Annotated in this window: 13 protein-coding genes; 7 read left to right on the plus strand and 6 right to left on the minus strand. The window is 71.2% G+C overall.

Going from position 1 to position 19275, the window contains the following annotated elements; translation table 11 throughout:
- Nucleotides 1–10 precede the first annotated feature (10 nt).
- From ACIOKD_RS08280 to ACIOKD_RS08290, 3 genes are all read right to left on the minus strand, one after another.
- Nucleotides 11–1642 carry a cytochrome bc complex cytochrome b subunit gene (locus ACIOKD_RS08280; RefSeq protein WP_402079928.1) on the minus strand — a complete coding sequence of 544 codons (1632 nt, stop codon included), beginning with the start codon at nt 1640–1642 and terminating at the stop codon, nt 11–13.
- A gap of 524 nt (nt 1643–2166) precedes the next feature.
- Nucleotides 2167–3270, minus strand: a complete 1104-nt coding sequence (locus tag ACIOKD_RS08285; RefSeq protein ID WP_402079931.1) for a hypothetical protein — start codon at nt 3268–3270, stop codon at nt 2167–2169.
- 11 nt (nt 3271–3281) lie between these two features.
- Nucleotides 3282–3521 (minus strand): hypothetical protein, encoded by a 240-nt coding sequence (locus ACIOKD_RS08290; protein ID WP_402079934.1) that lies wholly within the window; start codon nt 3519–3521, stop codon nt 3282–3284.
- A gap of 53 nt (nt 3522–3574) precedes the next feature.
- Between ACIOKD_RS08290 and ACIOKD_RS08295 the strand changes: the two genes are divergently transcribed.
- The gene (locus tag ACIOKD_RS08295; RefSeq protein ID WP_402079936.1) at nt 3575–4405 is read left to right on the plus strand and encodes a chitosanase; all 831 of its coding nucleotides are present in this window, start codon (nt 3575–3577) and stop codon (nt 4403–4405) included.
- A gap of 260 nt (nt 4406–4665) precedes the next feature.
- Here the strand turns inward: ACIOKD_RS08295 and ACIOKD_RS08300 are convergent, their stop codons facing one another.
- The 3 genes from ACIOKD_RS08300 to ACIOKD_RS08310 all read right to left on the minus strand — a co-directional run bounded on the left by ACIOKD_RS08300 (nt 4666) and on the right by ACIOKD_RS08310 (nt 11858).
- The gene (locus ACIOKD_RS08300) at nt 4666–6126 is read right to left on the minus strand and encodes a glutamate synthase subunit beta (RefSeq protein ID WP_402079939.1); all 1461 of its coding nucleotides are present in this window, start codon (nt 6124–6126) and stop codon (nt 4666–4668) included.
- Nucleotides 6119–10630 (minus strand): glutamate synthase large subunit, encoded by a 4512-nt coding sequence (gltB, locus tag ACIOKD_RS08305; protein WP_402080685.1) that lies wholly within the window; start codon nt 10628–10630, stop codon nt 6119–6121. Before gltB ends, ACIOKD_RS08300 begins: the two co-directional genes overlap by 8 nt.
- Nucleotides 10631–11126: 496 nt before the next feature.
- A complete protein-coding gene (locus ACIOKD_RS08310; RefSeq protein ID WP_402079942.1) occupies nt 11127–11858 on the minus strand; it encodes a VIT1/CCC1 transporter family protein in 732 nt (243 codons plus the stop codon).
- A 293-nt stretch (nt 11859–12151) separates the two neighbouring features.
- Between ACIOKD_RS08310 and ACIOKD_RS08315 the strand changes: the two genes are divergently transcribed.
- Genes ACIOKD_RS08315 through ACIOKD_RS08340 form a run of 6 tightly spaced genes read left to right on the plus strand, consistent with a single transcriptional unit; the run spans nt 12152 to nt 19229 of the window.
- Nucleotides 12152–13165 (plus strand): ADP-ribosylglycohydrolase family protein, encoded by a 1014-nt coding sequence (locus ACIOKD_RS08315; protein ID WP_402079945.1) that lies wholly within the window; start codon nt 12152–12154, stop codon nt 13163–13165.
- A complete protein-coding gene (locus ACIOKD_RS08320) occupies nt 13162–14409 on the plus strand; it encodes an ADP-ribosylglycohydrolase family protein (protein ID WP_402079948.1) in 1248 nt (415 codons plus the stop codon). Before ACIOKD_RS08315 ends, ACIOKD_RS08320 begins: the two co-directional genes overlap by 4 nt.
- 8 nt (nt 14410–14417) lie before the next feature.
- The gene (locus tag ACIOKD_RS08325; protein WP_402079950.1) at nt 14418–15656 is read left to right on the plus strand and encodes an ADP-ribosylglycohydrolase family protein; all 1239 of its coding nucleotides are present in this window, start codon (nt 14418–14420) and stop codon (nt 15654–15656) included.
- Nucleotides 15653–17158, plus strand: coding sequence for an ADP-ribosylglycohydrolase family protein (locus tag ACIOKD_RS08330; protein ID WP_402079953.1), 1506 nt, complete (start codon nt 15653–15655; stop codon nt 17156–17158). The genes ACIOKD_RS08325 and ACIOKD_RS08330 overlap by 4 nt, the downstream gene beginning before the upstream one ends.
- Complete coding sequence (locus tag ACIOKD_RS08335) at nt 17155–18393, plus strand: CaiB/BaiF CoA transferase family protein (RefSeq protein ID WP_402079956.1); 1239 nt, start codon at nt 17155–17157, stop codon at nt 18391–18393. Before ACIOKD_RS08330 ends, ACIOKD_RS08335 begins: the two co-directional genes overlap by 4 nt.
- Nucleotides 18390–19229 (plus strand): HpcH/HpaI aldolase/citrate lyase family protein, encoded by an 840-nt coding sequence (locus ACIOKD_RS08340; protein WP_402079958.1) that lies wholly within the window; start codon nt 18390–18392, stop codon nt 19227–19229. The genes ACIOKD_RS08335 and ACIOKD_RS08340 overlap by 4 nt, the downstream gene beginning before the upstream one ends.
- The last annotated feature ends 46 nt before the right edge of the window (nt 19230–19275 follow it).

Genomic DNA, 19275 nt, shown 5'->3' on the forward strand with positions numbered 1-19275 from the left:
TGGGACGCCCTCAGTGGTGGTGGTCGTCGCTGCTCGTGAGTTCGCGGTACTCCTCGGCGGTCGGCTTGGGGATGTGCGCGTTCTGGCCGTACATGGCGTGGGCGAGGCGCGCCCGCAGGCGGTGGGTGGGTCCGACCTTGCGTTCGACACCGTTCGCGTCGACGAGCGGGCCCACGTCGTAGGGCCGGACCTGGTCGTGCTGGGTGAGGGTGAACCGCTGCGCCTGGGTGAGGGGTTCATGCACCTCGACGTACTCGCCGTGCGGCAGTCGTTTGATCGTGCCGGACTCTCTGCCGTGCAGCACCTTGTCCCGGTCGCGGCGCTGCAGGCCCAGGCAGACGCGCTTGGTGACGATGAAGGCGAGGAGCGGTACGAGGATGACGGCGATCCGTACGGACCAGGTGATCGCGTTGATCGACAGGTGGAGGTGGGTGGCGACGATGTCGTTGCCTCCGCCGATGAGGAGTACGGCGTAGAGACTCAGCCAGGCCACGCCGAGGGCGGTGCGGGTGGGGACGTTGCGGGGGCGGTCGAGGATGTGGTGCTCGCGTTTGTCGCCGGTGATCCACGCCTCGATGAACGGGTAGACACCGATCGCCAGCAGGATCAGCGGGAAAAGGGTGAAGGGGATGAAGACGCCCAGTTGCAGGGTGTGGCCCCAGGCGTCGATCTCCCATCCCGGCATCACCCGGATCAGGCCCTCGGAGAAGCCGAGGTACCAGTCGGGCTGGGCGCCGGTGGTGACCAGGTCCGCGCGGTAGGGGCCGAACGCCCACACGGGGTTGATCGTGGCGATCGCGCCCATCATCGACAGCACGCCGAAGACCAGGAAGAAGAAGCCGCCGGCCTTGGCCATGTAGACCGGCATGAACGGCATGCCGACGACTGATTTCTGGTCGCGGCCGGGGCCGGGGTACTGCGTGTGCTTGTGGTAGAAGACCAGGATCAGGTGGGCCACGACCAGGCCGAGCATGATCCCGGGGAGGAGGAGGACGTGGACCGGGAAGAGCCTGGAGATGATGTCGTGGCCTGGGAACTCTCCGCCGAAGAGGAAGAAGGAGAGGTACGTGCCGACGATCGGTACGGACAGGATCGCGCCCTGGGAGAAGCGGATGCCCGTGCCGGAGAGCAGGTCGTCGGGGAGCGAGTAGCCGGTCAGCCCGGTGAGGATGCCGAGGAACAGCAGGGTCCAGCCGAAGACCCAGTTCAGCTCGCGCGGTTTGCGGAACGCGCCGGTGAAGAAGACGCGCATCATGTGGACGAGCATTCCGGCGACGAAGACGAGTGCTGCCCAGTGGTGGATCTGGCGGATCAGGAGTCCGCCGCGTACGTCGAAACTGATGTCGAGGGTGGACTCGTACGCCCTGGTCATGATGATGCCGTTGAGGGGCTCGTACGAGCCGTTGTAGACCACTTCCACGCCGCTGGGCTCGAAGAAGAGGGTGAGGTAGACGCCGGTGAGGATCAGGATGAGAAAGCTGTAGAGGCAGATCTCGCCGAGCATGAAGGACCAGTGGTCCGGGAACACCTTGCGCATCTGGGTCTTGGCGAGGGTGTAGATGCCGAGGCGTCCGTCCGCCCAGTCGGCGACGCGTTCGCCGCGGCCGGCGTCGGCCGCTCGTTTTCCGCTTCGCCCGTCCATGCGGCCTCCCCATCGGCTCCCATCGGCTGCGTTCGTCGTTCAGAGTGGCACGGGGTTCCGCGAAGGCGAAGGGGTTGTTCGGTCCGGCATTCGGCTGCTTGCCGGTGGGGGCTGGTCACGACGCTCCTCGCGCCCCTGGGTACGGGGGCGCGCCGGAGCACCGACATCCCCGGACCGAACTTGCAGTCCCCGCTCACCTCAACTCCCAGGGCGCCAACTCCCAGGCGTCAACTCCCAGAGGCGCGGGGAACAGCGCAATCTTTCGCCTTTGCCCTTCAGGGGCGCGGGGAACGACGCAATCGTTTGGCTTTGCCTCTTGGGGGCGCGGGGAACAGCGCAATCTTTCGCCTTTGCCCTTCAGGGGCGCGGGGAACGGCGCAATCGTTTGGCTGCGCCTCCTGGGGGCGCGGGGAACGGCGCGATCAACCCCACCGGCCCGCACGGTATGAACAAGCCGCGACCGCCCCGCCCCGGAGGGACCGGTGGGAGCGGTGGGAGCGGTGGGACCGGTGGGAGCGGTCCCCCTACCCCGCCGCCCGCTCCTGGAACGCACGCAGTGCAAGAACCCGCCCCCGCACCGAGTCGTCCATCAGCTCGACGAGCGGCAGGACCAGCTCCCACAGGTCCTCCTTGTCGACCCCCCGGGCCAGCGAGTCAAGACCCGCGTCGTCGAGCGCCCCCGCAACCCCCGCCACAGTCCGCCGCGCACTCGGCGGCAAAACCCCCACCAGCGGCAGAAAGTCCCCCCAGTGACCAGTGGCCACGACCCCGCGGACGAGCCCGCCCAGCACCGCGGGGTCCCGCAGAGCGGGCAGCGCGGCAACAGCCCGCAGCTCGTCCTCGCTCAGCAGCGACACGATGGGCAGCAGCGACTCCCACAGGTCCTGCTCGGCGGTGGCGCGTATCAAGGAGTCGAGCCGGCCCTCCGGCTGCGCGGCGGTCAGCGACGCGATCCGGGCCCGCTGCTCACCGGCCGCCATGCTCGCGACGGCGATGGCCTCGGGCCACAGGCCGTGGTCGGCGGCGGCCGCGATGACCGAGGAGACGCGTTGGTCGTCTAGCAGTCCGACGATGTGTCCGAGCCGCTCGGGGTGGTCGATGACGAAGCCCGTGCGCAGCAGGGTCGTCTCGTCGAGCTGCGGCAGGATGCTTTTCAGCGCCGAGTCCCGCAGGTGCCCGACGAACCTGCCCATCGTGAGGTGGTCGCCGCGCTCGGCGAGGACGAGGGCGATGCGTACGACGATGTCGTCGTCCAGCCTGCCCATGATCGCGGCGATGCGGCGCGGGTCGACGTGGTGGCAGCAGCGGGCCGTGAACTCGGCCGGGAGTCTGTCGATGATGTCGGCCGCGCGGGCCGGTTCGAGGCGCCCGGCGAGCGCGGCGGCCAGGCGCGGGCCCAGTGCCTTCTGGGCGATGCCCGCGGCGACGGCGGCGGGCAGCAGTTTCGTCACGCCGACGATGCGGTCGAGCAGGGCGGGGTCCTCGTCGAAGAGCGCGGCGACGGCCCGCTCGCGGAAGAGGCGTACGTCGTCGGCGGGCAGTTCTTCGAGGAACGCCAGTTGCCGTGGCTCGACGTCCAGCAGCCGGGCGAGCTTGAGGGTCTCGGCTCTGCCGCGCAGTGTGTCCATGCGGATTCCCCTCAGCGGAAGAGCATCCGGCGGACAGGTTTCCTGGTCAGGGCCGGTACGAGGGTGAGGGCGTCCTCGACGGACTCGTGCAGTCCGGAGGCTCGGCGCTCCCGTGCCCGGCGGAGTGCCTGTGCCAGCAACAGGGCCTGTGGACCGTCCAGTTCACCGAAGCCCGGCGGCAGTGGACCTGCCAACTCCGCTTTCAGCAGCGCCAGTTCGTCCGCGCCCACAGGTCCTCCCCCGATGCTCACAGATGGTCCACCCGATGCGGCACGGCACCCTGCGCTGATCGTACTCTTTGCTCATGAAACGCGCTGGCCGTCTGTTGTTCGCCGTCGTCCCTCTCTTCGCGGTGGCGGCCTGCTTCGTCGTGCCCGGTCATGGCGACGACAGTGCGCGTCCGGACGGCCGAAGCGCCACTCCCGACGTCCGTGCGGCCGGCCTGGACTCGCCGGAGAAGAAGGAGCTGGCGCAGCGGATCGTGTCCAGCGCCGAGAACTCCAGTCTGGACTGGCGTGCGCAGTACGACTACATCGAGGACATCGACGACGGCCGTGGGTACACCGCGGGCATCATCGGCTTCACCACCGGTACGCACGATCTGCTCGTCCTGGTCGAGCGCTATACGAAGTCCCATCCGGACAACCGCCTGGCCCGCTATCTGCCCGCTCTCCGGAAGGTCGACGGTTCCGAGTCCCACGAGGGGCTGGGCGCCGCGTTCGTCGCGGCCTGGAAGGCGGAGGCGCGGAAACCGGTGTTCCAGCGCGCGCAGGACTCCGAGCGGGACCGGGTGTACTTCGATCCGGCGGTACGCCTCGCGCGGCGGGACGGGCTCGGTACGCTCGGGCAGTTCATCTACTACGACGCCATGGTGATGCACGGGCCCGGCAGCGATCCCGGCTTCTACGGCATTCGTGAGCGGGCCGTCGCGCAGGCGGACACTCCGGCCGAGGGCGGCGACGAGAAGGCCTACCTCGACATCTTCCTGGATGTCCGGCGCGGCACGATGAAGGACGAGAAGCGGGACACGACTCGTGTGGACACGGCCCAGCGGCGTTTCCTGTACGACGGCAACCTCGACCTCGCGACCCCACTGAAGTGGAAGGTCTACGGCCAGTCCTACGAGCTGAAGTAGCCCTTCTTCTCCCGCCCCCGCCGCCCCTGCCCGTTCCCGTCACCACCTGGGGGCTCCGCCCCCGAACCCCCGCTGCGCGGTTCCCCGCGCCCCCAGATGCCCAGGGGCGCGGGGAACTGCGCAATTTTTGAGGCCCGCCCCCGCGGACGCGAACCGCCCCGGACGCACCACGGCGCCCACCAAGTCCGGTCGGGGACGAGGGCAGGCGCCGCGCTCAGTTCCGTACACCGTTGTACGGGACGTCTTTGGGAGGGTGGGCGTCAGACCATCAGGGAGCGGTCCGTGGGGCGGACCGGGGCCGGCAGCTCGCTGACGCCCGTCAGGAAGCGGTCGACCCCGCGGGCGGCCGAGCGGCCCTCCGCGATGGCCCAGACGATGAGGGACTGGCCGCGCCCGGCGTCACCGGCGACGAAGACGCCGGGGACGTTGGTCGCGTAGTCGCGGTCGCGGGCGATGTTGCCGCGCTCGTCGAGGTCGAGGGCGAACTGGGAGACCAGTCCGTTCTCCTGGTCGGTGCCGGTGAAGCCCATGGCGAGAGTGACGAGCTGGGCGGGGATCTTGCGTTCCGTGCCCGGCTTCGGGGTGAGCTTGCCGTCGATGAACTCGACCTCACCGAGGTGCAGCCACTGGACGTTGCCGTCCTCGTCGCCCTCGAAGTGCGTGGTGGAGACGGCGTAGACCCGCTCGCCGCCCTCCTCGTGCGCGGAGGTCACCTTGTAGAGCATGGGGAACGTCGGCCAGGGCTGGTGCGGAGCGCGGTCCTCGCCCGGCTGGGGCATGATCTCCAGCTGGGTGACGGAGGCCGCGCCCTGGCGGTGGGCGGTGCCCACGCAGTCGGCGCCGGTGTCGCCGCCGCCGATGACGACGACGTGCTTGCCCTCGGCGGTGATGGGGGGCGCCACGAAGTCGCCCTCCTGCACCTTGTTGGCGAGCGGCAGGTACTCCATGGCGAAGTGGATGCCGTTCAGCTCGCGGCCGGGGACCGGCAGGTCGCGGGAGACGGTGGCGCCGGCGGCGATGACCACGGCGTCGTACCGCTTGCGCAGGTCGGTTGCCTTGAGGTCGCGGCCGATCTCGATGCCCGTACGGAAGCGGGTGCCCTCCGCGCGCATCTGCTCGATGCGGCGGTTGATGTGCCGCTTCTCCATCTTGAACTCGGGGATGCCGTAGCGCAGCAGGCCGCCGACGCGGTCCGCGCGCTCGTAGACGGCGACCGTGTGGCCCGCGCGGGTGAGCTGCTGTGCGGCGGCGAGGCCCGCGGGGCCCGAGCCGATGACCGCGACGGTCTTGCCGGAGAGGCGCTCGGGGGCCTGGGGAGCGACGTCGCCGCTGTCCCACGCCTTGTCGATGATCGAGACCTCGACGTTCTTGATGGTCACGGCGGGCTGGTTGATGCCGAGCACGCACGCCGACTCGCAGGGCGCGGGGCACAGCCGCCCGGTGAACTCCGGGAAGTTGTTCGTGGCGTGCAGCCGCTCGGAGGCGGCGGACCAGTCCTCGCGGTACGCGAAGTCGTTCCACTCGGGGATGAGGTTCCCGAGCGGACAGCCCTGGTGGCAGAAGGGGATGCCGCAGTCCATGCAGCGCGAGGCCTGCGTCGGGATGATGGGCAGGAGGGAGCCCGGGACGTAGACCTCGTTCCAGTCCCTGACGCGCTCCTCGACGGGGCGGGTCCTGGCGACCTCTCGGCCGTGCTTCAGAAAGCCCTTGGGATCAGCCATTGATCGCCGCCTCCATCATCTTCTCGGTGATCGCGGACTCGTCGAGTCCGGCTCGCTCGGCGGCGTCCTTGGCGGCGAGCACTGCCTTGTACGTGCTGGGGATGATCTTGCTGAAGCGGTCCACGGCGGTGTCCCACTCGGCCAGCAGCTTCTCGGCGACGGTGGAGGCCGTCTCCTCCTGGTGGCGGCGCACGACGTCGTGCAGCCACTGCTTGTCTGTCTCGTCCAGCGCCTCGATCGCGCCGAGGTTGCCGGCGTTGACGTTGTCGCGGTCCAGGTCGATGACGTACGCGATGCCGCCCGACATGCCGGCCGCGAAGTTGCGGCCCGTCTCGCCGATGACGACGGCGTGACCGCCGGTCATGTACTCGCAGCCGTGGTCTCCCACGCCCTCGGCGACCACGGTCGCACCGGAGTTGCGGACGCAGAAGCGCTCGCCGGTGCGGCCGCGCAGGAAGAGCTCGCCGCCCGTCGCGCCGTACGCGATGGTGTTGCCGGCGATCGTGGAGAACTCGGCGAGGTGGTCGGCGCCCCGGTCGGGACGGACGATCACCCGGCCGCCGGAGAGGCCCTTGCCGACGTAGTCGTTGGCGTCGCCCTCCAGGCGCAGCGTCACACCGCGCGGCAGGAACGCGCCGAAGGACTGGCCCGCGCTGCCGGTGAAGGTGATGTCGACGGTGTCGTCGGGCAGGCCCGCGCCGCCGAACTTCTTCGTCACCTCGTGGCCGAGCATGGTGCCGACCGTGCGGTTGATGTTGCGGATCGCGACCTGGGCGCGGACCGGCTGGGCGTCGGTGGCGCCGGTCGCGTTGAGGGCGTCGGCGGCGAGCTTGATCAGCTCGTTGTCGAGCGCCTTCTCCAGGCCGTGGTCCTGCCTGGTGGTCTGGTGCAGGGCCGCGCCCTCGGGCAGCTCGGGCACGTAGAAGAGCGGGGTCAGGTCCAGGCCCTGCGCCTTCCAGTGGTCGATCGCGCGGGCCACGTCGAGCGCCTCGGCGTGGCCGACGGCCTCCTCGATGGTGCGGAAGCCCAGCTCGGCGAGGATCTCGCGGACCTCTTCGGCGATGAACTTGAAGAAGTTCACGATGTACTCGGCCTTGCCGGTGAACCGGTCGCGCAGGACGGGGTTCTGGGTGGCGATGCCGACCGGGCAGGTGTCGAGGTGGCAGACGCGCATCATGACGCAGCCGGAGACGACGAGCGGCGCGGTCGCGAAACCGAACTCCTCGGCGCCGAGCAGCGCGGCGATGACGACGTCACGGCCGGTCTTCAGCTGCCCGTCGGTCTGTACGACGATGCGGTCGCGCAGCCCGTTCAGGAGCAGCGTCTGCTGGGTCTCGGCGAGGCCCAGCTCCCAGGGACCGCCCGCGTGCTTGAGCGAGGTGAGCGGGGAGGCGCCCGTACCGCCGTCGTGGCCGGAGATCAGGACGACGTCCGCGTGGGCCTTGGAGACACCGGCGGCGACCGTGCCGACGCCGACCTCGGAGACCAGCTTCACGTGGATCCGCGCCTGCGGGTTCGCGTTCTTCAGGTCGTGGATCAGCTGGGCGAGGTCTTCGATGGAGTAGATGTCGTGGTGCGGGGGCGGGGAGATGAGGCCCACGCCCGGGGTGCTGTGGCGCGTCTTGGCGACCCAGGGGTAGACCTTGTGGCCGGGCAGCTGGCCGCCCTCGCCGGGCTTGGCGCCCTGGGCCATCTTGATCTGGATGTCGTCCGCGTTGACCAGGTACTCGGAGGTGACGCCGAAGCGGCCGGAGGCGACCTGCTTGATGGCCGAGCGGCGCGCCGGGTCGTAGAGGCGGTCCGGGTCCTCGCCGCCCTCACCGGTGTTGGACTTGGCGCCCAGCTGGTTCATGGCGATGGCGAGCGTCTCGTGGGCTTCCTTGGAGATGGAGCCGTACGACATGGCGCCGGTGGAGAAGCGCTTGACGATCTCGCTGACCGGCTCGACCTCGTCGATGGAGATCGCCTCGCGGCCCGAGTTGAAGCCGAACAGGCCGCGCAGGGTCATGAGGCGCTCGGACTGCTCGTTCACGCGGTCCGTGTACTTCTTGAAGATGTCGTAGCGGTTGCTGCGCGCCGAGTGCTGGAGGCGGAAGACCGTCTCGGGGTCGAACAGGTGGGGCTCGCCCTCGCGGCGCCACTGGTACTCGCCGCCTATGTCGAGGGCGCGGTGCGCGGGCGCGATGCCGCTGGCCGGGTACGCCTTCGCGTGGCGGGCGGCGACCTCCTTGGCGATGACGTCGATGCCGACGCCGCCGATCTTGGTGGCGGTGCCGCTGAAGTACTTCTGGACGAAGGCCGTGTCGAGGCCGACTGCCTCGAAGACCTGGGCGCCGCGGTAGGAGGCGACGGTGGAGATGCCCATCTTCGACATGACCTTGAGGACGCCCTTGCCGAGCGCGTAGATCAGGTTGCGGATGGCCTGCTCGGGCTCGATGCCCGTCAGGAACGTCCCGGCCCTGACCAGGTCCTCGACGGACTCCATGGCCAGGTACGGGTTGACGGCCGCGGCGCCGAAGCCGATGAGGAGGGCCACGTGGTGGACCTCGCGGACGTCGCCCGCCTCGACCAGCAGGCCCACCTGGGTGCGCTGCTTGGTGCGGATGAGGTGGTGGTGGACGGCGGCGGTGAGCAGCAGCGAGGGGATCGGCGCGTGCTCGGCGTCGGAGTGCCGGTCCGAGAGGACGATCAGGCGGGCGCCGTTCTCGATGGCGGCGTCGGTCTCGGCGCAGATCTCCTCGATGCGGGCGGCGAGGGAGTCGCCGCCGCCGGAGACGCGGTACAGGCCGGAGAGCGTGGCGGCCTTCATGCCGGGCATGTCGCCGTCGGCGTTGATGTGGATGAGCTTGGCCAGCTCGTCGTTGTCGATCACCGGGAAGGGCAGGGTGACGCTTCGACAGGAGGCGGCGGTCGGCTCAAGGAGGTTGCCGGCGGGGCCGAGCGAGGAGCGCAGGGAGGTGACCAGCTCCTCACGGATGGCGTCCAGCGGCGGGTTGGTGACCTGCGCGAACAGCTGGGTGAAGTAGTCGAAGAGCAGCCGGGGGCGCTCGGACAGGGCTGCGATCGGCGAGTCCGTGCCCATGGAGCCGAGCGGCTCGCCGGCGGTCTTGGCCATCGGGGCGACGATGATCCGCAGCTCTTCCTCGGTGTAGCCGAAGGTCTGCTGGCGGCGGGTGACCGAGGCGTGGGTGTGCACGATGTGCTCGCGCTCGGGCAGGTCGGAGAGCTCGATCTCGCCGGCTTCCAGCCACTCCGCGTACGGGTTCTCGGCGGCGAGGCCGGCCTTGATCTCGTCGTCCTCGATGATCCGGTGCTCGGCGGTGTCCACGAGGAACATCCGGCCGGGCTGCAGGCGGCCCTTGCGGACGACCTTCGCGGGGTCGATGTCGAGGACGCCGACCTCGGAGCCGAGGACGACGAGGCCGTCGTCGGTGACCCAGTAGCGGCCGGGGCGCAGGCCGTTGCGGTCGAGGACCGCGCCGACCTGGGTGCCGTCGGTGAAGGTGACGCAGGCCGGGCCGTCCCAGGGCTCCATCTGCGTGGAGTGGAACTGGTAGAAGGCACGGCGGGCCGGGTCCATGGAGGCGTGGTTCTCCCAGGCCTCCGGGATCATCATCAGCACGGAGTGCGGGAGGGACCGGCCGCCGAGGTGCAGCAGCTCCAGGACCTCGTCGAAGGAGGCGGAGTCGGACGCGTCGGGCGTACAGATCGGGAAGACCCGGTCGATCTTGTCCTGCTCGCCGAACAGGTCGGAGACGAGCTGGGACTCGCGGGCCGCCATCCAGTTGCGGTTGCCCTTGACGGTGTTGATCTCGCCGTTGTGCGCGACGAAGCGGTACGGGTGTGCGAGCGGCCAGCTCGGGAAGGTGTTCGTCGAGAACCGGGAGTGCACGAGCGCGATCGCGGAGGCGAAGCGGCGGTCGGACAGGTCGGGGAAGAAGGGCTCCAGCTGGCCGGTGGTCAGCATGCCCTTGTAGACGATGGTGCGGGCGGAGAGCGACGGGAAGTACACGCCGGCCTCACGCTCGGCACGCTTGCGCAGCACGAACGCCTTGCGGTCGAGGTCGATGCCCTGGCTGGTCCGGTCGGTCACGAAGACCTGGCGGAAGTGGGGCATCGTCGAGCGGGCGGTGGCGCCGAGGAGTCCGGGGGCGACCGGGACCTCGCGCCAGCCGAGCACCGTGAGGTTCTCCTCGGCGGCGATCGTCTCGATCCGTGAGACGGCGTCGGCGGCGGTCTCCTCCGGAAGGAAGGCGATTCCGACCGCGTACGAGCCGGCCTCGGGCAGCTCGAATTCGACCACCTCGCGGAAGAAGGCGTCGGGGACCTGGGACAGGATGCCCGCACCGTCACCGGAGTCGGGTTCCGAGCCGGTCGCGCCGCGGTGCTCCAGATTGCGGAGCACGGTCAGCGCCTGTTCGACCAGCGCGTGGCTCGCCTCACCGGTGAGGGTCGCCACGAAGCCGACGCCGCAGGCGTCGTGCTCGTTGCGCGGGTCGTACATTCCCTGCGCGGCAGGGCGAGCATCCATGAAGGACCAGTTCCGGCCATTCTCGGAGTGCTGGGACGGCTGGCGCGGCGTACGCATCGGCTCTCCCGTCGTCGTCGTGTCTGGGGGGCACCTCCCAGGCCTTGAGGCTCTGGGGGCAAGTGCGGAGGGACGACGTTGGCCCTTAGCGAGAGTGCAAAATTTCGTGCAGGTTACATGATGGAGCGATTCTCGTGAACCGGATACCGCGTTCCAACATGCGGACGCCACGGGTCGCGGCGGGGCGCCGCTCGTGGCGGCTGAAAAAGGGGGCCTTTTCGGTCAGATCAATGACCGTCGGCCCGATCGCGGCAGGCAACGTCACCTGCTGCTCGTGATGTGCGTGTTGTGCGGCGCGTGCGTCATTGCCCGCGGCGCTTACGGCTCATGCCCAATGGTTAAGCGTTCGAAACCGCCGAGTAACGGCTACTTATGCAGTCCCTTGCATAGGTGCGCGATCAGGCGGTGCCGGTCATCCTACGGCCGTTCCGAAGAAACTGCCCAGGGCGTACGTCACACCGGCCGCGGCCCCGCCCAGCGCGAGCTGCCGCAGCCCGCTGAACCACCATGACCTGGCGGTCACCTGGGCGACGACCGCACCGCAGGCGAACAGCCCGAAAGCCGCGAGGAGCAGGGCGGGCCAGAGGGTTGCGGCCCCCAGCAGGTACGGGAGGACGGGGAGCAGGGCGCCCAGGGCGAACGCGCCGAAGCTCGACACGGCGGCGACGAGAGGTGAGGGCAGGTCGCCGGGATCGATGCCCAGCTCCTCCCGCGCGTGGATCTCCAGCGCCTGCTCGGGATCCCGGGACAACTGCCGGGCGACCTCACCGGCCAGCGCGGACTCGACCCCACGTGCCTCGTAGAGCAGGGCGAGCTCGCGCTCCTCGTCCTGCGGGTGCTTCCTCAACTCCTGCCGCTCCACGTCGAGTTCGGCCTCGACGAGTTCGCGCTGCGAGGCGACAGAGGTGTACTCGCCGGCGGCCATGGAGAAGGCGCCCGCGGCCAGACCCGCGAGCCCGGTGATGACGACGGTCCGATGGGAGACGGCTCCACCGGCCACACCGGTCATCAGCGCCAGGTTGGAGACGAGGCCGTCCATCGCACCGAAGACGGCCGGGCGCAGCCATCCGCCGTTCACGTCCCGGTGGGTGTGGTTGTCGCGGTGCGCCTCGTGCAGCGCGGCCTCGGTCTCGATGATGGCCATGCGGGGGTCCCCCAAGTGCTCGTTCACTGCTTATTTGGACTTCTTCTACTTTTGGACAACTGCCAAAGTACGCCTGGAATTCCGCCCCCGCCAGCAAGGAAGGCCGTACTTACCTGCACCTTCGCCCCTCTTCGCTCATCCGTGCCTACCTGCGCACAAATGTCGACCGGGTGACTCTGGGCCGCGTGAGGCTCCGGTGAACCCCTCCCGGGGGACACATCCGCGAAAGGGCTCCCGATTGGCCTGCGACCGGCTTCCGATCACCTGGGACCCCGCGACGGAGAGGGTCCGCCATGGCATCGACCGCCTGCGTTCCACCGGTACCGGCGCCCGGGGACGGGGGCGCCACCGCTCTTCGTGACCGTGCGCGCGGCGCGCTGCTCGGGCTCGCCGTCGGGGACGCGCTGGGGGCACCGGCGGAGAACATGAAACCGTCCGAGATCCGCGCACGCTGGGGCCGCATCACGGGGTACGTGGCCGAGGACCCGGCCGGCACCGACGACACCGAGTACGCGATCTTCTCGGGACTGCTGCTCGCCCGGCACGGCTCGGCGCTCACGGTCGCCCATGTGGAGTCCGCCTGGCACCAGTGGATCGCGGACCGGGACGAGGGGCCGTTCCGGGGCGCGGGCTTCAGTGAACGGGGCACGCTGGAGAACCTGCGCCGGGGGCTCGCCGCCCCCATCTCCGCCCAGCACCGGCACGCCTGGAGCGACGGCCTCGCCATGCGGGCGGCGCCCTTCGGGGTCTTCGCGGCGGGCCGCCCCGCGGAGGCGGCCCGGCTGGTGGCGATCGACGGTTCGGTGAGCCACGACGGCGAGGGGATCTACGGCGGCCAGGCCGTCGCGGCGGGCGTCGCCGCGGCGATGGCCGGCGCCCCCACCATCGTGGTCGTCGCCTCCGCCCTGGCGGTCGTCCCCGACGACTCCTGGACGGCCCGCTCCCTGCGCAGGGCGGTGGCCTGCGCGCACCGCGGCGAACGCGCGGTGCGCTCGGCGGTGGTCATCGGCGGCTACCCGTGGACGGACCTGGCCCCCGAGGCCGTCGCCCTGGCCTTCGGCGCGTACGCGGCGGCCGACGGCGACTTCGAGGAGGCCGTCCTCACGGCGGTCAACATGGGCCGCGACGCCGACACGACGGCGGCGGTGGCGGGCGCCCTGGCCGGCGCCACACGCGGCGCCGCCGCGATCCCACCCGCCTGGGCGGCGGCGATCGGCCCAGCGAAGGGCAGCTGCCTCCCCTCCATGCGGGGCCACCACGTCCTGGACGTAGCAGACCTACTGACCCCACCGGAGGACACCCAATGACCGCCGACCCGACAACGGCCGCAGGGGCGCACCTTTCAGGGGCGCGGGGAACTGCGCGACAAGCCACAACGCACCCGCACACTCCCCAAACCCCCCACACCCCCACCCACCCCAACCCACCCCGCCGAATCGAGGGCCTCCTCCTGGGCCTGGCCGCAGGCGACGCCGCGGGCTGGCCGGCAGCCAGGCACAGAGCGACCCGCATGCCCGAATGGACAAGACGCCTCACCCGCGAACTGGACACCTTCGCGGAACAGAACGCGACCACCACCCTCCCCGTCCCCATCGCCCTCAACCAACCCCCGGAACCCCTGAGACTCGGCCCCTCGGACGACGCCGAGTGGGCGGCCTTCGCGGCGGAGGCGGTCCTACGGGCCGCAGACGCCGCCGCACTGGGCGACCTCAGCCGAGACCGCCGCATGCGCGCAGCGATCGACCTCTCCTGGAACGCGGTCGCCAGCGAGGTCGCCGCCGCCGCCGACCTCGCCCCCGAGGTCGAGTCGGCGGTACTCCCCCTGCGCGCCCGCATCTCCGTACGGGCAGGCCTCGGCAACCTCGCCGCCGGCCTGCGCCCACCCGCCTCGGGCCACGACAACCCCCACTACTTCGACGACGCGGCCTGCGTACGGGCCTGCGTCCTGGCGGTCGCCCACGCCGGAGACCCCCGGTCCGCCGCGGAACTGGCCGAGTTCGACGCCCGCTACACCCAGGACGGCGACGGCGTGCACGGCGCCCGCGCGATGGCCGCGGCGGTCGCACTCGCACTGAGCGGCGCCGACGTGGACGCCTGCGCGGAAGCGGCCCTCGCCGAACTCCCGGACGCCACGGAGATCGCCCGCAACGCCCGCCACGCCCTCGCCCTGGCCCGCGCCTCCGAAGCGGACGGGCACGGCGCCTTCGGGCTCGTCCCCCTCCTGGAACACCAGATCGTGGACCACGTCTACAGCTACGGCATCGCCGCCGCCGAGACCGTCCCGGTCGCCCTCGCACTCGCCGTCGCCGCCCGCGGCCGGATCGCGGAGGCGGTGCCGGCGGCGGCGTGCCTGTCCCGGGTCGCGGACTCGGCCCCGGCCCTCGCCGGCGCGCTGACCGGCGCGCTCGGCGGCGGCACGGCCATCCCGGCCGCCTGGCGCGACGCCTGCCGCACCCTCTCCGGCTGCACGCTGCCGCGCCTGACCGGCACGGACCTCATCGGACTCGCCGATCTGCTGGAAGCGACGGAACTGACCCTCCCGGAGGGATGATTCGCCCCATGAAACCCAAAACACCAGAAACTGTCACAGAAAAGCGAACGCGGACAGAAACGCGAACGCGGACAGAAAAGGGAACGGGAACGGGAACGGGAACAACAGGGACGCGAACAGCGGCCCTCGACGAACGGATCACCGGAGCCCTCGTCGGAGCCGCCGTCGGCGACGCGCTCGGCGGCCCCGTGGAGGGCTACTCCCCCGAGCAGATCGTCGAACGGCACGGCGGACGCGTCCACGGCATCGTCGGCCCCTGGCACGGCGACGACTGGCGCACGGCACGCCCCCTCGCCCCCTACCACAAGGGCGACGGACACGTCACCGACGACACCTTGATGACCCACGCGCTGGTACGGGTCTACGCGACGGTCCGCGACCACCTGGACGCGTACGCCGTCGCCGGACACCTGGTGCCCGACCTGATGACGACGCCCCGCTGGATCCCGGAACTCGAAGCGGACGCCCTGCCCCTCCAGCGGATCTTCCTCGCCGAGAAGTGGCTGGTGGCCCGGATCCACTACGGCCATGCGGACCCGCGCGAGGCCGGCACCGGCAACATCGTCAACTGCGGTGCCGCGATGTACATGGCCCCCGTCGGCCTGGTCAACGCGGCGAACCCGGCGGGTGCGTACGCCGAGGCCCTCGACGTCACGGGCGCCCACCAGTCGTCGTACGGGCGCGAGGCGGCCGGTGTCTTCGCGGCGGCCGTGGCGGCGGCCTGCACCCCCGGCGCGACCCCGGACTCGGTGGTCGAGGCCTGTCTCGCCGTGGCGAAGGACGGCACGCGGGCCGCGATCGAGACGGTCTGCGACACGGCCACGCGGTACTCGGACTTCGAGTCGGCGCTGCGTCCCCTGCGTGCGGCGGTCGCCCCGTACGACACGGTCGGCCCGGACTACCGCAGCCCGTCCCTGGGCGCCCGCCGCCCCTCCCGCATCCACTCGATCGAGGAACTGCCGGTGGCGCTGGCCATGTTGCTGGTCTCCGGCGGCGACTACCGGCACGCGGTGCTGGGCTCGGTGAACTACGGCCGGGACTGCGACTCCATCGCGACGATGTCCGGTGCCCTCGCGGGGGCCCTGGGCGCGGAGATCCCGTCCGACTGGGCCAAGACGGTGGCGGAGTCCAGCCGCCTGGACCTGAAGGCACCCGCGCGAACCCTCACCGAGGTGACCCAGGAGATCTTCGCGCGAGACGTCACCCGCCGCCGCGCCCACGAGACGGCGTACGCGGAGCTGTCATGACTCCTTCCCTGCGTCTGACCTGGGTCCAGCCGGAGGACCTTCTGGGCCACGAACTCCGCCAGGCGGAGGAGGACGGCCGCCGGCCCGCGGCCGTCGCCGCCCGCTGGCTCAGAGCGGGCGGCCTCCAGTCCCCCCGCCGGGCGGGCGCCTCCCCCCGGCCGGCCTCCCCCTACCTACGTGCCCTGTCCCAGGACCTCCTGGACGAACTGGCGGACCTGCCGAGCACCTTGGCGGACAGAGAGCCGACCGACCTCGCCGGCATCCGCGCCCTCTGCCCCACCACAGCTGTGGGCAGGCGTTCCGCAAGGGCGGAACGGGTGGGCACAGCGACTGCGGACCGCAGCGGGTCGCCGGGGGGCGTGGGGGCAGAGCCCTCACTTCCGGGAAGGGGCGGGTCCGGGGAAGAAGCAGCCCTGCACGCGGCCTGGCTGGGCAGAGCCGCCGGCTGCCTCCTGGGCAAACCGGTGGAGAAACTCCCCCTGACCGGCATCCGCCAACTGGCCCGGGCCACCGGCAACTGGCCCCTCACCACCTGGTTCACAGAGCGCGGCCTGACACCCGAGCTCAAAGCGACATACCCCTGGAACCGCCGCTCCGCCCCCACCTCCCTCGCCGAGAACATCGACGGCATGCCGGAGGACGACGACCTCAACTACCCCCTCCTGAACCTCCTCCTGCTCCAACGCCACGGCAGACACTTCACCACCACGGACGTGGCCCGCCTCTGGCTGGACGAGCTCCCCGCAGGCCGTACGTTCACGGCGGAACGCGTCGCCTACCGCAACCTCCTCGACGGCATCGAACCCCCGCGCACGGCCCGCCACCGCAACCCGTTCCGCGAATGGATCGGGGCCCTGATCCGCGCGGACGTCCACGGCTGGACCAACCCCGGCGCCCCGGCCGCCGCCGCTGAACAGGCGCACCGTGACGCCGTCCTCACCCACACGGCCAACGGTGTCTACGCGGCGATGTTCACGGCGGCCGTCATCGCGGAGGCGGCCACCGGCACGAGCGACATCCACGCCTGCCTCCGTACGGGCCTGACCGTCGTCCCGCCGGACTCCCGCCTCGCCCGCGCGGTCCGCCACGCCGTCGAACTGGCGACCGCACACGAGGACTTCGACCGGATCGTGGACGAACTGCACGCCACCCACTCCTCGTACCACTGGGTCCACGCCGTCCCGAACACGGCCCTGCTCGCCGCCGCCCTCACCCACGCGGACGGCGACTTCACGGCCTCCATCTGCCGTGCGGTGTCAGGCGGTTGGGACACCGACTCGAACGGCGCGACGGCCGGTTCGATCGCGGGCCTGCTCGCGGGCGCACCGGAAGCACTCCCGTCCCGCTGGACGACCCCCCTGAAGAACCGCCTGGCCACGACCGTCGGCGACTTCGACGGAACAGGCTTCGACACCCTCGCCCAGCTGACCGCCCGGCTGACCACGCGTCCGGACACGCAGCCGGACCCCCGCCCCGTCCCCCCGGAGGCCCCGCACCCATGACTCCCACCACCGTGAACACCGTGACCAGTGCGCCCACCCCGACCGCCCCGGCGGTACCTCTCGACGGTCTCCGTGTCCTCGACCTGGCGACCCTCTTCGCCGGTCCCCTCGCCGCCACGATGCTCGGCGACTTCGGCGCGGAGGTCGTCAAAATCGAACACCCCCGCAGACCGGATCCGTCCCGCGGCCACGGTCCGTCGAAGGACGGCGTCGGCCTCTGGTGGAAACTACTCGGCCGCAACAAGCGCACGATGACCCTGGACCTCTCCACATTCGGCGGACGGACCACGCTCCTGCGCCTCGCGGCCTCCGCCGACGTGATCATCGAGAACTTCCGGCCGGGCACACTGGAGAAGTGGGACCTCGGCTGGGAGGAGCTCTCGGCCGCGAACCCCCGTCTGGTGCTCGCCCGGGTCACCGGCTTCGGCCAGTTCGGGCCGTACTCGCGCCGCCCCGGATTCGGCACCCTCGCCGAGGCGATGAGCGGGTTCGCCGCGATCACCGGTGAACCGGACGCCCCGCCGGTCCTGCCGCCCTTCGGCCTCGCCGACTCGATCGCGGGCCTGGCCACGGCCTACGCGGTGATGACGGCCCTGGCCGCTCGCGACCGCACGGGCCGCGGGCAGGTCGTGGACATGGCGATCATCGAGCCGATCCTCACGGTGCTGGGCCCGCAGCCGCTCTGGTACGACCAGTTGGGCCATGTCCAGGCCCGTACCGGCAACCGCTCGCAGAACAACGCGCCGCGCAACACCTACCGCACCGCCGACGGCACCTGGGTCGCCGTCTCGACGTCGGCCCAGTCGGTCGCCGAACGCGTGATGCGCCTGGTCGGCCGTCCTGAGCTGATCACCGAACCGTGGTTCGCCACGGGCGCGGACCGGGCCCGCCACACCGACGTCCTCGACGAGGCGGTCGGCTCGTGGATCGCCCGGCACACCCGCGCCGACGTCATCGACGCCTTCGAGAAGGCGGAGGCGGCGGTGGCCCCCGTCCAGGACGTCCGCGACGTCATGGAGGACCCGCAGTACGCCGCCCTCGACTCGATCACCACCGTCGACGATCCCGAACTGGGCCCGCTGCGCATGCAGAACGTCCTCTTCCGCCTCACCGACACCCCCGGTGGGATCCGCTGGGCCGGCCGCCCGCACGGCGCCGACACGGACGCGGTCCTCACCGAACTCGGCCTGACGGACGACGAGATCGCCAAACTCCGCGCGGAGGGCGCCCTGTGACCACACAGGTCGTCACGGGGGTACCGCTCACCTGGCTGTACGTCCCCGGCGACCGCCCCGACACGGTGGCGAAGGCGCTGGCCGCCGGGGCCGACGTGGTCGTCGTCGACCTGGAGGACGCGGTCGCCCCCGACCGCAAGGAGTACGCCCGCGCCGCCACCGCCGAACTCCTCGCCGAGCCGCCCCCGGTCCCGGTCCACGTCCGCGTCAACGCCCTGGACGGCCCGGAGTTCAGCGCCGACCTCCACGCCCTCCGCACCCCGGCCGCGCTCGGAACCCTCACGGGCCTGCGCCTGCCGAAGGTCTCCTCCCCCGCCCAGATCCTGCGTACGGCGGAGCTCGTCCCGCGCCTCCCCCTGTACGCCCTCCTGGAATCGGCCCTGGCCGTCGAGCACGCCTTCGCCGTCGCCACGGCCCATCCCGCCCTGCGCGGCATCGCGCTCGGCGAGACCGACCTACGGGCCGACCTGGGCGTACGCGCCGACGCGGGCCTCGACTGGCCGCGTTCCCGAGTGGTCCTGGCCGCCCGCGCGGCGGGCCTCGCCCCACCGCCCCAGTCCGTCCACCCCGACGTGCGCGACCTCGCCGGCCTCGCCGCGTCCTGCGCCCACGGCCGTGACCTGGGGTTCTTCGGCCGCGCGGCCATCCACCCCCGTCAGCTCCCGGTGATCGAGGCCGCCTATCTCCCGACCCGGGAGGAGATCGAAACGGCCGAGACGATCCTCAGTGCCGCGGCCACCCACTCCGGTGCCCAGGCCCTCCAGGACGGCCGCTTCATCGACACGGCCGTGGTGGCGGGGGCGCACCGCACCCTGGCAATGGCCCGCCGCGCCTAGGAATCGCGGCGGGGTACGTGGAAGGGGGCGCCCCAAGCGGCTGGGG

Source organism: Streptomyces sp. NPDC087844, from assembly GCF_044742785.1.
GTDB lineage: Bacteria > Actinomycetota > Actinomycetes > Streptomycetales > Streptomycetaceae > Streptomyces.